Annotated in this window: 10 protein-coding genes; 8 read left to right on the forward strand and 2 right to left on the reverse strand. The window is 53.0% G+C overall.

Annotation, left to right across the window (positions count from 1 at the left end; genetic code table 11):
• Nucleotides 1-68 precede the first annotated feature (68 nt).
• Nucleotides 69-1,394: a cellulase family glycosylhydrolase gene (locus SSARUM2_RS07835; protein WP_060453233.1), complete on the forward strand. Its 1,326-nt coding sequence runs from the start codon at nt 69-71 to the stop codon at nt 1,392-1,394.
• Between the two features lie 206 nt (nt 1,395-1,600).
• Here SSARUM2_RS07835 and SSARUM2_RS07840 read toward each other — a convergent pair whose 3' ends face one another.
• Together SSARUM2_RS07840 and SSARUM2_RS07845 are read right to left on the reverse strand one after the other, a co-directional pair.
• On the reverse strand, nt 1,601-4,591 hold the full coding sequence (locus tag SSARUM2_RS07840; RefSeq protein ID WP_060453205.1) for a hypothetical protein: 2,991 nt from the start codon (nt 4,589-4,591) through the stop codon (nt 1,601-1,603).
• Between the two features lie 255 nt (nt 4,592-4,846).
• Nucleotides 4,847-5,143 carry a hypothetical protein gene (locus tag SSARUM2_RS07845; protein ID WP_125460757.1) on the reverse strand — a complete coding sequence of 99 codons (297 nt, stop codon included), beginning with the start codon at nt 5,141-5,143 and terminating at the stop codon, nt 4,847-4,849.
• Between the two features lie 84 nt (nt 5,144-5,227).
• On the opposite strand from SSARUM2_RS07845, the gene SSARUM2_RS07850 reads away from it, so the two are divergent.
• The 7 genes from SSARUM2_RS07850 (at nt 5,228) to SSARUM2_RS07880 (ending at nt 14,020) form a co-directional block, all read left to right on the forward strand.
• Nucleotides 5,228-7,000 carry a type I secretion system permease/ATPase gene (locus SSARUM2_RS07850; RefSeq protein WP_033637754.1) on the forward strand — a complete coding sequence of 591 codons (1,773 nt, stop codon included), beginning with the start codon at nt 5,228-5,230 and terminating at the stop codon, nt 6,998-7,000.
• Between the two features lie 52 nt (nt 7,001-7,052).
• Nucleotides 7,053-8,384, forward strand: a complete 1,332-nt coding sequence (locus SSARUM2_RS07855; protein ID WP_033637755.1) for an HlyD family type I secretion periplasmic adaptor subunit — start codon at nt 7,053-7,055, stop codon at nt 8,382-8,384.
• 2 nt (nt 8,385-8,386) lie between these two features.
• Nucleotides 8,387-9,763 carry a TolC family outer membrane protein gene (locus tag SSARUM2_RS07860; protein ID WP_016928415.1) on the forward strand — a complete coding sequence of 459 codons (1,377 nt, stop codon included), beginning with the start codon at nt 8,387-8,389 and terminating at the stop codon, nt 9,761-9,763.
• Nucleotides 9,764-10,169: 406 nt separating this feature from the next.
• On the forward strand, nt 10,170-11,186 hold the full coding sequence (gene galE / locus SSARUM2_RS07865) for a UDP-glucose 4-epimerase GalE (RefSeq protein ID WP_033637756.1): 1,017 nt from the start codon (nt 10,170-10,172) through the stop codon (nt 11,184-11,186).
• Nucleotides 11,187-11,601: 415 nt separating this feature from the next.
• The gene (rfbC, locus tag SSARUM2_RS07870) at nt 11,602-12,135 is read left to right on the forward strand and encodes a dTDP-4-dehydrorhamnose 3,5-epimerase (RefSeq protein ID WP_033638711.1); all 534 of its coding nucleotides are present in this window, start codon (nt 11,602-11,604) and stop codon (nt 12,133-12,135) included.
• Nucleotides 12,135-13,001, forward strand: a complete 867-nt coding sequence (gene rfbD, locus SSARUM2_RS07875; protein WP_033637757.1) for a dTDP-4-dehydrorhamnose reductase — start codon at nt 12,135-12,137, stop codon at nt 12,999-13,001. The genes rfbC and rfbD overlap by 1 nt, the downstream gene beginning before the upstream one ends.
• 170 nt (nt 13,002-13,171) lie before the next feature.
• Nucleotides 13,172-14,020 (forward strand): glycosyltransferase family 2 protein, encoded by an 849-nt coding sequence (locus SSARUM2_RS07880; protein ID WP_033637758.1) that lies wholly within the window; start codon nt 13,172-13,174, stop codon nt 14,018-14,020.
• The last annotated feature ends 13 nt before the right edge of the window (nt 14,021-14,033 follow it).

A 14,033-nucleotide genomic window follows, 5' to 3' on the forward strand; every position in this document is an offset into this window, starting at 1 on the left:
TGTGGATTTCCTGATCTCTGGGGATGTTGAGACAGTTCATTTTTCTTTTAAAACTGGAGGTCGGTCAGATGTTGACTAAAACAAACCGTAAACTGAGGTGCTGGAAGGGGGCGGCTTCATCGCTGGCCCTCGCATTGCCGCTGATGTTTATCAGTGCGAACGCGTTGGCTTTCGAAGTCGGGGTTCATGCGCATTTTCGCTGGTACCCCAACGATCCGGATAAATATTTGGATCTGATTAAGCGTTACGGTTTCACGTCGTATCGAGCGGATTTTCCCTGGAGCGGATTGGAACAGCAAAAAGGGCAGTATGTCATAACCGGCAATATGCAAAAGGCCGACCAAGCGTTTAACGATGCCCAGGCAAAATTTGGTCTGAATGGGTTATTAGTATTGGCGTACGGTAACAAACTCTACGATCCATCGGGTTATCCAACGACGCCTGAAGCCATTCAGGCTTTTGCCAACTACGCGTATTGGACGGCCTCCAAATATAAAGGCAAGATCAAGTATTACGAGATCTGGAACGAATGGACGAATGCCACTGCGATTAAGCCGAAGCCGCGCACGCCACCGCCGCCGGAGATTTTCGTCGCGTTGGTGAAAGCTACGGCTGCTGCGGTTCGAAAGGCCGATCCCAACGCAATTGTCATTACTGGAACGGCCAACCCAACAGGAACCCGCGATCCTTCCTGGGTTGATAACATCGTTAAACTCGGCGTGTTGAATTACGTTGATGGTTTCTCCATCCACCCTTACTCCTATGGCAACGATAATTACGCTATACGGGCCCCTGAGGGGAACCTCGGCGTCGTGGATAAATTCGAGGCCCGGCTTGCAAAGGCAGCAGGTAAGACGGTGCCGATTTATATCACTGAAATCGGCGTGCCAACCTATGACGGTAAAGGCGGGTTATCAAAAGATGTGGCTGCGCAATATGTGGTGAAATATACTTTCTTGGCCAAATCGCGGCCCTTTATCAAAGGGATATGGTGGTACGATTTGCTCGATGATGGAGACAACCCGAAAATCAATGAACATCGATTTGGGCTGCTGACGAGAAACGGTCAACCGAAGCCGTCGATGCTGGCTTTAAGTAAGGTCGCAGATGTTGCGCGATCGTATTCCGTTGAGAAATACCAAGTGCTGCCGGGCGGTAAAATTTCCATCGCATTGAAAGGGAATAATCAACATGCGATGCTATTCTGGCAGGAAAAACCGGTGGCTAAGCCTGCCAGCGGTATTTCTTCAAGCTTGCGCAGTTTTATGGCGAGTGAGGCGCCGCAAAACCAAAGTGCTACGCCGCTCAAAGAGGTTCAGGGGAATACGGCTGCGCCCGATGGCGATGTACCGGTAATGATGCGCTCCAGTGCTCCGATTGCCTCGCCCTGGTAGGCAGGCTGTGAGTAAAAAACCGCAAGCTTATTAAGCTTGCGGTTTTTTTTTGTCCAGCTTCATAAGCGGCTTGCTGCTTCGCTATTCGCCTGCATTTGCCGCCTATAAAAAAGCCAGCCGGCATAGCCGGCTGGCATCAGTATATAACTGCCGTTCTCCATGCGGCCCTGAATAAATAATCAGGGCGCTTGGTGAAGGCGTTACGCTTACGCGTAGTGCAGCGTATCCACCAATTGCTGGTGGTTTTGCCCAGTCAGGTATACCACGGTATCGTTGAGGTCCAGCGAGTGGTTATCGTTGTTGTCGATAATCACGTAAGAGCTGGCAGTGTTACCGCCACCGCTGAATACAACGGATGCCACACCCACTTTCGACGTCAGCGAGTTGCTGCTATCCAGGCCAAGAATACCGCCCAGCAGGCCGATAACGCCATTGGTCAAACCGCCCACCAGTGTCCCCAACAATGCATCCAACGTGTCGGCAGAACGCGTACCGTAGTTCGCTACCGCGGTGCCGCTGGCGTCATCGGAGATAGTCAGGCCGCCATGGTTCACGTCGACAATCGAGTCCTTGAGGCTATTAAAGTCCTTGATGGTCACACCCGCCTGCGTGTTACTGGCCTTGATGTCGTAGGTGTTGGCACCTGCGCCGCCGGTCAGCGTGGTGTTGCCAATCACGCCCAGAGTATCGGCAGCACTGGTACCTTCTACGGTCATTTGGTAACCGTTCAGGCCCAACGCCGTCAACACCGGTGCCAACAGGTTGGTGGTGACAACGCTCAGCGGCAGAATGTTCAGCAACTGAATGATGATACCGTCACCGGTACCGCCATGGCTGGAGTCGAGATTCAGCCCCGCGGTATTGGTGGACGCATTGATATCACGCACGTTGCTGAAACCGCTGCCCACCGTCAGATCCAGCGCGTGATCACCGGTCACGTTGATGGTCTGAACCTGCGCATTGGTGCCGGCCAATGACAGAATATTGTCAAAGCTGCCGGTACCGCCCGAGGCCACGTTAACCGTGGTCAGAGCGGTGCCCAACAAGGCGCTGCTGCTGCTGTTGAGAGTGATGGCGCCGGCATTCACGTTGGCAGAACTCACCGCATCGAAGTTGATATTGAAGTGATCGGTGGCGTTCTGGACAAAGGTGAAGTTCAGCGTACTGGCAGCGGTCGCGTCCCCTTTCACTGCCAACTGCGCGGCGTTGCCGCCGGCGGCGTTGATGACGTTGACGTTAGCCAGACCGGAGACCACAAACCCCTGAGTGCCCAGATTGGTGGCCGCTGCGTTCTGCGTAACCGTGCCGCCGGTGGTGCCTTCGACCGTGGACGTGCCGTTGGTCAGGCCAAAGTCAAAGGTGTTGTTTGGCGTGGTCACGCTGGTGGTAGTCGGTGAACCGATCAGCGGCGTCGTAATCAGCGTGCCGACGGACTTGCCGATATAGCCGGTCAGGTCGATCTGCTCGAAGTTCGAGAAGTTGTTGGCGTTGCTGGTCACGGTGCTGGTACGAACGCCCAAGGCGTTTTGGTTGGTCACCACGGTTTTGGTGATGAAGTTGGCGGAGATGGAGTCCGTACCCGCGCCGCCATTAGCGGAGATGCCGGCGCCGACGGTGTTGGCTGCGCCGGTTGCCGCATTCCCCGCCCATTTCAGCGAGTCGTTGCCGTTGCCAAGGTTAAAGTCGCCGGTGCCCGTGGCGATATTGGCCGTCGACGTTACGATGACATCATCATTCCCGGAACTGGCGTTCAGAATCACGTTGCCATTGTTAACGGTAATATCGACACCAGGGTTAACCCCGTTGTCAGACAGGTTGACCGTTGCTGCACTGGTGCCGTTGATGGTCAGATTCGCCAGGTGGTCGGCGAACTTCAGGTTCACGATGCTGGCGGCATTGGCGTTCAGTTGCACATCCGTCAACACTGCCGTTTCGGCATTGCTAATTTGGTGAGATGCGCCTGTGTTGACGGTGCCCGTCGCGTTGCCGCCGGCGGCCGTTGCCGTCAGAGACGCCGCGGTTTTGTACAGCAGGCTAGTACCGATGTCGAACTCGAAACCATGCTGCTGAGTGACGGTGGCACTGTCAGTGGCGACGGAGCTGCGCAGGTCGTTGATAATGGCCTGCGTGATGGCCGTTTTGCTCCCCAGCGCACCATAGCTGGCTAATTGCGCAGCGGTGGCGGCGGTGCCATGCACCAGGGTAAAGATATGCTGAACAAAATCATCGCCAGTCAATTGAGCGCCTTTCTTTTGCGACTCAGCTGAATTGATCAGGGTAGTGATGACCTGTGCATAAGTTTTACCGGCAAACAGTTCTTTGCTCCAGGTGTCCAGCCCGCGGGCATCGACGCCACGGCCAGGAATTGCCAGGAAGGCCGCTGCGACTTGTTCTTGATAGTTCAGAGCCGGCAGTTCACCCGGTTGCCACACGTGCGTCGCCGCCTGGAAGTGCTGTTGGGCCGTGGTATCGCCGGCGGCAACGGTGCCCTTCAGTGCTGCGATCACTTGAGCTACGACGTCGCCGCGAGTCGAGCCGCCACTCAGCAAGGCGAGATAGCTGCTGCTTTCGGCCGAAGTTGGTGCGCGTTCATAGCTGTTTTGGAAGATGGCGTTGATGAAATCGCTATCGCTTAACGTTTTCAGCGGGCTGTTGTTCACGAAGGTTTGTGCGACCGCCGCCAGCGTTTTGCTGCCCTGCGCCAATACGGTTCCCCAGTAGGTAATGCCGTCCTGAGTTTGCGTTAAGCCCACGACATGGAAAACACCCTGAACGTCAGCTGCGCCGGCCGACGATGCTGCTGTCGCGACAGGGAACAGGGTTTTTTCGACTTGAGCTTCGAAATTGCTCTGTGCTGTCAGCAGCGTTGAATCAAAACCGCTGTAGCTAAGTACGTCGTTAATCACCTTGGCAACAACGGATGCCGTGGTGGGGTTGCCCGCTAAAAGATCGGCAAGCACGCTGCTGCTGGGGGCACTGCCGTTCACTGCGGTGTAGACCTTGGTTACGATTTGAGAAGCCGTCAGACCGTTCAGGCTTGAGGTGCCGGTAATGAATTTTTGCGCAACTTGCTCCAGAGAAAGTGCAGAAGTTTCAATTTTCTGCGAGTAGTAATCTAACGCCGCGGTATCAATATTCTTTCCAGAGATTGCAAGGAAAAAAGCAGCCGCTTTTTGCTGTGCTACTAATGTGGCCATACGTTACCCCTTTGGATGTACCCATTTTCTACGGACATAAGAAAGATGTGACCGGCCCCCCATAGCCGTGCCAGGAAGAGGTTTGGTCAGATTTTTTAGTATTAAAACTTGTGAAAACAACGGCATATAAAAATGACATACTAATGCCAATTGTTGCTTTCACGTTTTAATCAAAGGAGCTGATGAGATTTTTGTCAAGGCTATAGGATTTTTTTTATTTCTATTGTTTTGGTTTTTCTATAACTAATTGTGTTGTCAATTAATCCTGCGTTTTTGTCGCAGTGGATTAATATTTTTTATGAGTGCAGTGATTTTGGTTGTTTTTTTAACGGTGGGGATTATTAGATTTCTAATTATTTCCAGTGGTGGCGGTTTGACTTTGCCGGGGCGTGGGAAAGGGGGGCGGTGTCCTGCCATTTGGGTTTGGATAACTTTTTGCTTTATATTGGTTTTTTTTTGAATTTTTGAGGAATGTTTTTTTCGTCTGCCGCCTTGCTGGAATTCCAAATGTGTATCTATAGTTAATGAAAAAGCAGCTGCAGTCTTGAGCATGTTTGGGGGCTTTTTTTGTGAGGTTAATCTCATAAAAATCAATGCGGATTTTGACTGACAGTGCACATGATGTAAGGGCAGAAAGTGAATCAATTTATACCGCGCAATGAAATTGCGGATGTTATACGGACTCGCAGCAAGGTTTTCTGGACCGTTGGCATATTTACCGCATTTATTAATTTATTAATGCTAGTTCCTTCTATCTATATGCTCCAGGTTTATGACCGGGTGCTTCCTTCTCGCAATGAAATCACGCTGTTGATGCTGACGCTGATCATGCTGGGCATGTTCGGCATGATGTCGCTGTTGGAATACGTGCGCAGCATGGTGGTGATCCGCATCGGCAGCCAGCTGGATATGCGGCTCAACACGCGAGTCTATACCGCGGCCTACGAGGCGAATCTGAAAAACGGCTCGTCTGATGCCGGCCAGATGCTGAGCGATTTGACCAATCTGCGCCAATTCCTCACCGGCAGCGCGCTGTTCGCCTTCTTTGATGCGCCGTGGTTTCCAATCTATCTGTTGGTGATATTCCTCTTTAACCCTTGGTTGGGGCTTTTCGCTCTGGTCGGTGCGCTGTTGCTGATCGCATTGGCGGTGATCAACGAAATGGTGTCGAAAAAGCCGCTGGCGGAAGCCAGCAAGCTGTCGATTATGTCCGGGACGCTGGCCAGCACCAATCTGCGCAATGCCGAAGTGATCGAAGCTTTGGGGATGTTGCCCAACCTGAAACGCCGGTGGTTCGGTCTGCACCAGCGGTTCTTGAACAGTCAGCGCATCGCCAGCGAACGCGCATCGCGGGTCACGTCGATCACCAAGTTTGTGCGCATGTCGCTGCAATCATTGGTGCTGGGGCTGGGGGGCTGGCTGGCGATCGATGGGCACATCACGCCCGGTATGATGATAGCCGGTTCCATTCTGATGGGGCGAACCCTGGCGCCGATTGAGCAGGTTATTAACGTCTGGAAGAGCTACAGCGCGGCGAAGCTTTCTTATGGCCGGTTGGTCAAGCTGCTGGAAACGCATCCGCAACGGGGTACCGGCATGTCCTTGCCGCGCCCGGAAGGGGTGCTGGCCGTAGAAGGCGTCACCGCCACGCCGCCGGGATCCCAAGGCGATGCGGTATTGCATAACGTGAGTTTTGCCATCCAGCCCGGTGACGTGCTGGGGATCATTGGCCCGAGCGCGTCGGGGAAATCGACGCTGGCGCGTTTGCTGGTCGGCATTTGGCCGGTCAGCGAAGGGATTGTTCGGTTGGATAATGCCGACATCTATCAGTGGAACAAGGATGAGTTGGGGCCGTATATCGGCTATCTGCCACAGGACATTGAGCTGTTTGCCGGGACTATCGCCGAGAATATCGCCCGCTTTAACGATATTGACTCAGAGAAAGTCATTGAAGCCGCCAAGCTGGCCGGCGTGCACGAACTGATCCTGCGTTTCCCTAACGGCTACGATTCGGTGCTCGGCAACGGTGGCGCTGGGCTTTCCGGTGGACAGAAACAGCGTATCGGCCTGGCGCGCGCATTGTATGGCGACCCTTCGCTGGTGGTATTGGATGAGCCTAACTCCAACCTGGATGATGCGGGCGAGAAAGCGTTGAACCAGGCCATTATGTTCCTCAAGCAACGTAATAAAACGGTGGTTCTGATTACCCATCGCACCAATTTGCTGTCGATGACCAGCAAGCTGTTGCTCCTGGTAAATGGCAACGTCAACGCATTCGGCCCGACTCAACAAGTGCTTCAGGCGTTAGCCAATGCGCAAAAAGCGCAGGCGCAACCGCCTCAGCAAGCGGTGAGGGCGGTAAATTCCGAGCCGGATGAAGGCAATATCCCGAAAACGCAAATTAATTAAGCCGTGAATTGCCTGACGGCTTTATTGCCGTCCGCAGTTTAAAGGAGTTGGTATGTCGACGCACATTGGCGAGCCGCAAGACTCGTATATTGAAGAGATCCCGCAGGATGAACGGCGGTTTACCCGGATGGGCTGGCTGGTGGTGGGAATTGGTCTGTTCGGATTTTTGGCCTGGGCAGCGTTCGCGCCTCTGGATAAAGGGGTGGCATCGCCGGGATCGGTAACCGTTTCCGGCAACCGCAAAACGGTGCAGGCCCCGGCCAGCGGCATCATCAAGAATATCGCGGTGAAAGACGGCGACAAGGTGAAAGCCGGAGAAGTCCTGGTGCAGTTGAGCCAGGTGCAGGCACAGGCGCAGGTCGATTCCCTGCGCGACCAGTACTACACCACGCTGGCCACCGAAGGGCGTTTACTCGCCGAGCGCGACGGTCTGAGCAACGTCACTTTTTCCCCTATTTTTGCCCAGATCAAAACTCAGCCGCGCGTGGCTGAAATCATCGCGTTGCAAACGCAGCTGTTCGCCTCCCGCCGCCAGGGGCTGCAAAGTGAAATTGACGGTTATAAGCAGTCGATGGACGGGATTCGTTTCCAATTGAAAGGCCTGCAGGATTCGCGCGCCAACAAGCAGATTCAACTTTCCAGCCTGCGTGAGCAGATGAACAGCATGAAGCAACTGGCGGCGGACGGCTACCTGCCGCGCAACCGCTACCTGGAAGTGCAGCGTCAGTTTGCCGAGGTGAACAGCAGCATCGATGAAACCGTCGGGCGGATTGGCCAGCTGCAAAAGCAGCTGCAGGAATCTCAGCAGCGTATCGATCAGCGTTTCGCCGACTATCAGCGCGAGGTCAGAACGCAACTGGCGCAAACCCAAATGGACGCCAGCGAGTTTCGCAATAAGCTGCAAATGGCCGATTTCGATCTGGGCAACACTGCCATCACCTCACCGGTGGACGGCACCGTGGTCGGATTGAATATCTTCACTCAGGGGGGCGTCGTGGGAGCGGGTGACCACCTGATGGACGTTGTACCCAGCCAGGCGACATTGGTGGTGGATTCTCGCCTCAAAGTCGACCTGATCGACAAGGTGTACAACGGGTTGCCGGTGGATCTGATGTTTACCGCCTTCAACCAGAACAAAACCCCGAAAATTCCGGGAACGGTCACGTTGGTTTCCGCCGATCGCCTGGTCGACAAAGCCAACGGCGAGCCTTACTACCAGATGCAGGTCACGGTCTCGCCGGAGGGCATGAAGATGCTCAGTGGCGAGGACATCAAGCCGGGGATGCCGGTGGAGGTGTTCGTGAAAACGGGGTCGCGCTCGCTGCTGAGCTATCTGTTTAAACCTATTTTGGATCGCGCTCATACTTCATTAACCGAGGAATAATTTTGATTCAATCAAAACGACAGGCTGCCGGTCTGGTTATCGGCACCCTTTTGTTTGCGATATCTGCGCCGGTTTATTCGATAGGGATTTTAGACGCATATTCGCTGGCATTAGAAAAGGACCCGACTTTCCGGGCGGCTATAAAAGAGAAAGAAGCTGGAGATGAGAACGAAAACATCGGCAGGGCGGGGCTGCTGCCGAAAGTGTCGCTGAACTATCAGAATTCGCCGCGCAACTGGCAGACGCAAAAATATCCGCAGAGCGACTTTTTCGGCAATGTTTCGGAGGTCACCCGGCGGCAGCAATATCGCAGTTATTCCAGTTCGATCACGCTGACGCAGCCGCTGTTCGATTATGAAGCGTACGCGCGCTACAAAGCCGGCGTCGCGCAGACGATGATGTCGGACGAGCGCTATCGCGGTAAGTTGCTGGATCTTGCGGTTAGGGTGATTAACGCCTATGTCGAAGTGGCCTATTCCAAGGATCAAATCGCGTTGGCCGAAGCGCAAAAGGCGGCTTACAAGGAACAGCTGACCTTGAACGATCGCCTGATGAGCGCCGGTGAAGGCACCATTACCGACGTATCGGAAACCCAGGCGCGCTACAGCCTGGCCGAAGCGCAGGTCATCGAAGCGCGCGATGCGCTGGATGCCGCGCAGCGCGAATTGGAAGTGATTATCGGCATGCCGCTGAACCAGCTGGATGAGTTGCAGGTGTTGCGGCCGGGCAAGTTCAAGGTGGCGCCGCTGATCCCGTCCAAGTTTGAAGAGTGGCAAAAGATCGCGCTGGAGAATAACCCGGTGCTGGCCGCCTCGCGTCATGGCGTGGATGCCGCCAAGTATGACGTTGAAAGGAATCGGGCGGGCTTTATGCCGCAGGTTCAGCTGTATGCTTCGCATTCGGAAAACGACTCCAGCAGCGATAACACGGTTAACCAGAAATATCGCACCGACAGCATCGGCGTGCAGGTCAGCATGCCTATTTATTCCGGCGGCGGCGTTTCGGCGTCGACCCGGCAGGCGGCGGCGCGCTATGGCCAGGCGATGTATGAGATGGATGCGCAGACGGGCACCACGCTCAACGATCTGCGCAAGCAGTACAATCTGTGCATCAGCAGCCGCGCCAAGGTGGCGGCCTATGAGTTGGCGGTACAATCGGCCACCACACAGGTGACGGCGACCCGGCAAAGCGTGCTGGCCGGGCAACGTGTCAACGTTGACGTGCTCAACGCCGAACAGCAGCTCTATAGCGCCCAGCGCGATCTGGCCTCCGCCAAGTACGCCTACATCAAGTCGTGGATTACCTTGCTGAGCGACTCCGGTACGTTGGATGAAAAAGATGTTATGCGGGTAGCGCAGTATTTTGCCCGCAGTCGCTAGCAACATATTCACTATGAGCATTAATCTGAAAGAGCAGCGTTGAGCTGCTCTTTTTCGATGGATGTGCCCTTTCATCACGCGACGCTATTTGATTAGTGGAGCGGTTCTCCTTGCCTGAAGAGGCGTCCATGCCCCAAACGCCATTGATAGGGAACGGCTTGTCCCTTTGGGTGTCGAATCGTGTGCGATATAGCGTTAAAGCAAGAAAATGGCCGAGGGAGAGTGTTGCACCTGACCCCATCGGGCAAGGCCGTGGGCTGCCGTTTTCTCTTCATGCATGAACCATTGAGCTGTATTATGCGTATCGAAATCAATGGATGGCCTGCTTAAACGTCCTACGAAAAAAACGGCCTTCTTATAGAACGAGTAACTAGGCTTTGATGCTGTCGAAGCGTAAGGGGGGGATATGGCAATTTTAGTTACCGGTGGCGCTGGTTATATTGGATCTCACACTGTGTTATCGCTGCTGGAGCGCGGTGAAGAGGTAGTGGTGTTGGACAATCTGTCGAACTCGTCAGCGGAATCTTTACACCGCGTAGAGAAACTGACGGGAAAAGCCGCCGTGTTTTACCAAGGCGATGTTCAGGATGCTGAATGCCTGCATCGCATCTTTGAAGCGCACACGATTACCGCTGTGATCCACTTCGCCGGCCTTAAGGCCGTTGGGGAATCTACGCGTAAGCCGCTGGAATACTACCAGAATAATGTTACCGGCACGCTGGTGTTACTGGACGCCATGCGCCGTGCCGGCGTGCATGATTTCATCTTCAGTTCTTCCGCCACTGTCTATGGCGCCAATTCGCCGGTGCCCTATGTGGAGACGACACCGATCGGCGGGACAACCAGCCCTTATGGCACGTCCAAGTTGATGGTGGAGCAGATCCTGCAAGATTTCGCTAAGGCTGAACCGCAATTTTCGATTATTGCCTTGCGTTACTTCAATCCGGTGGGGGCTCACGAGTCCGGACTCATTGGCGAAGATCCTAACGGTATCCCCAACAACTTGCTGCCTTACATCTCACAGGTGGCTATCGGCAAGTTGGAAAAGCTGGGCATTTTCGGCGGAGATTACCCGACGAAGGACGGCACGGGAGAGCGCGATTACATCCATGTCATGGATTTGGCTGAAGGCCACCTGAAAGCCATGGATCATTTGCCGAAGATCAACGGATTCAAGGCTTATAACCTGGGGGCTGGCGTAGGACACTCGGTGCTGGCGATGGTTCAGGCGTTTGAAAAAGCGTCCGGCGTAACTATCCCTTACCAAATATTACCTCGCCGTGACGGCGATCTGCCTGCTTTCTGGGCGAACGCCGATCTGGCTTATCAGGAGTTGGGTTGGAAAGTCAGTCGGGGTATCGATGACATGATGCGTGATACCTGGAACTGGCAGAAGAAAAATCCTAAGGGTTTTCAGCATTGACCATGCAATTCAACCCCACTGTTTATCGGGAAGGATAAACGGTGGGGCACAAACGTCTATTGGGAAATCAGTAAGCAATACTTGATAAATTGTAACCAGCCTCTTAGAAATCACAGCATGACTCCCTACTAAATTTCCTATATTTTATTTTAAAACCATTGAGTTAAATCTCATCTTCGTACATGAACCACACAAATTCAGCGTATTTTTTTACGTTACGGTGTCGGATGTTTTTGCAAATTGTGCTAGTCTCTCAGACCTTCGCGGATCCTATATTATTTCTGTCATATGCACGCGAGTTTGTTTAAGGTTCGTTCAAAAAGACCTCAGACGTGAAGTGTAAACTCGGTGGCGGCGCGTGTTTATAAGCATAATTCTAGGTCTCTGGGTAACGTTTTTCGTGAGTAAATTTCTAATGAAAGTGATAGAGACGCAGGTTGAAGGTGTAAAGCTGATCGAACCCAAAGTGTTTGGCGACCAGCGTGGTTTTTTCTTGGAAACATTCCAAAAAAGTCGATATCAGGAGTTGCTCGGCATTGATGCGGAGTTCGTACAAGATAACCACTCCCGTTCAGCGCGTGGCGTTTTGCGGGGCTTGCATTTTCAAACGGCAAAACCGCAAGGTAAGTTGGTGAGGGTGGTACGCGGCGAGGTCTACGATGTCGTCGTCGATATTCGTCCTGAGTCGCCGACATTCAAAAAGTGGGTTGGCGTCTATCTGTCCGAAGAGAACAAAAACCAGCTTTGGGTGCCGCCTGGTCTCGCCCATGGTTTTGTCGTAGTTTCGGACTCGGCTGATTTTGAATATAAATGCACTGATTACTATGATCCAAGTAATGAAGGGTGCCTGCTGTGGAACGATCCGGAAGTAGGTGTCGAATGGCCAATCAGCGAGCCGCTGTTGTCGCCGAAGGATCTACAGGGAAAATTGTTTAGAGAGCTTTTTTAATGCGTGTACTTTTGACCGGTGCTGCGGGGCAGTTGGGGCGCTGTATTATCGATCGTTTCCCTGCCAATTGGACCCTGATGGCGATGGACAGCCAGCAATTGGATATTGCGGACTCTGCCGCTGTCTCGGCGGCGGTTGAGCAGCTGGTACCGGATGCCATTATCAATGCTGCGGCTTATACTGCGGTGGATAAAGCGGAATCGGAACCTGAAAAGGCTCGGGCAATCAATGCGTTCGGCCCCGGCTTCCTCGCTACTGCTGCGGCGAAGTTAGACATTCCTTTCATACATATCTCGACCGATTACGTCTTTGATGGCACTTCATCGGAGCCGTATTGCGAAGAGACACCTTGTTCGCCCAAAAGCGTTTACGGGCAGACGAAACTCGAAGGTGAGCGGGCAGCACTACAAGCTAATCCGAAAACTGTCGTGATCAGAACGGCCTGGGTTTTCAGCGAGTACGGTAACAACTTCGTGAAAACCATGCTGCGAGTCGGAGCACAGAGAGGGGAGTTGGGCGTGGTGAGCGACCAGTTCGGCTGCCCAACTTATGCGGGGGACATTGCAGCGACTGTCATCGCTATGCTGTCCCATCCTCAATTGCCTTATGGCATCTATCATTACTGCGGTGATAATGCCGTTTCATGGTTCGATTTTGCTTGCGCTATCTTCCGGGAGGCGGAAGCATCAGCGCGTTATCCGCATAAGGTGAGCGTCAAACCTATCGCAACCCATGAATATCCAACGCCTGCATCCAGGCCAGCGTATTCGATTTTGAGCACCAGCAAGATTTGTGCGCTGGCTCTGAAGCCTAGCCCATGGGAACAGCAACTTAAAACAGTACTCCAGAAGATATTATCTCAGTGATGATCCTTCAAATGGATGAGATTAAAGGGGATAATACTATCCCCTTTGACGTTTTTGTGTGTTGATGAAACGTTAGCATCGCTTATGAGCCTGACGTTCAGTCTTTTAACCACCCTAATGGCATGACTTTGTGACTGCGATAAATTACGGGTTTAGGAACTAGATACAGCATGGCTGTAGACCAAGAAAAATCTCAATTTCAGATCGTTGCATCTATCGTTTTGTTCAACCACAGCTATGAGCAGGTGGCGGGCACCTTGACGTCTCTTTTGGCGGAGCGCTGCGTTGATAAGATTGTTCTGGTCAATAATGGCGGTGCCGATTGGGCCGATGCCTTGAATAATGACCGTATCAGCTACATCTCTGCTAAGGAAAATGGCGGATTTGGCCACGGACATAACCTGGCAATGAGCCGCTACCTGGATTCCTGCGATTATTTTTTGATCTGCAACCCGGATATCAGTTTTGAAGTAGGCGCGTTGGCAAGTTTGCATCAGTTCGCCAGCGAAGGGAAACATCAGTTCGTCTCTCCACGAATACATTACAGTGATGGTCGCTTTCAGTACAGCTGCCGATTGCTGCCGACGCCGGCGAATTTGCTGTTGCGCCGCTTTATACCCCGTTTAGGAGTTAAGATGGATGCAGCCTATGAGCTCCAGGCTGCTGATTATGATTCAACGTTTGCCGTGCCGACCGTGTCAGGGTGTTTCATGCTGATTGCGTCACCATTGCTGAAAAAGTTGAATGGATTTGACGAGCGCTTTTTCATGTACATGGAAGATGTCGATCTCTGTCGCCGGGCTTTGCCGCATAGCGACATCATCTACTTTTCGGGAGCGCAAATCACACATGTCTTCGGCAAAGGGTCTTACAAAAATCTGGTGCTGCTGGGCCATCATGTACGCTCTGCTGTTGCCTACTTTTGCAAATGGGGATGGTTTTTTGATCGTCAGCGCCGCCAATATAACCAGCAATGCTTAAAGAGCATTCCTATGAAAGAAAACGGCCGCAAGCGGTAGCATACATCGCGAG

The sequence above is a fragment of the Serratia sp. K-E0102 genome (assembly GCF_029962625.1).
Taxonomy (GTDB): domain Bacteria; phylum Pseudomonadota; class Gammaproteobacteria; order Enterobacterales; family Enterobacteriaceae; genus Serratia; species Serratia sarumanii.

Coding starts and splice junctions, on each gene's coding strand:
- SSARUM2_RS07880 (WP_033637758.1), top strand. CDS start 13,172: ATGGCTGTAGACCAAGAAAAATCTCAATTTCAGATCGTTGCATCTATC.
- SSARUM2_RS07855 (WP_033637755.1), top strand. CDS start 7,053: ATGTCGACGCACATTGGCGAGCCGCAAGACTCGTATATTGAAGAGATC.
- SSARUM2_RS07835 (WP_060453233.1), top strand. CDS start 69: ATGTTGACTAAAACAAACCGTAAACTGAGGTGCTGGAAGGGGGCGGCT.
- galE (WP_033637756.1), top strand. CDS start 10,170: ATGGCAATTTTAGTTACCGGTGGCGCTGGTTATATTGGATCTCACACT.
- SSARUM2_RS07840 (WP_060453205.1), bottom strand. CDS start 4,591: ATGGCCACATTAGTAGCACAGCAAAAAGCGGCTGCTTTTTTCCTTGCA.
- SSARUM2_RS07845 (WP_125460757.1), bottom strand. CDS start 5,143: ATGCTCAAGACTGCAGCTGCTTTTTCATTAACTATAGATACACATTTG.
- rfbD (WP_033637757.1), top strand. CDS start 12,135: ATGCGTGTACTTTTGACCGGTGCTGCGGGGCAGTTGGGGCGCTGTATT.
- rfbC (WP_033638711.1), top strand. CDS start 11,602: ATGAAAGTGATAGAGACGCAGGTTGAAGGTGTAAAGCTGATCGAACCC.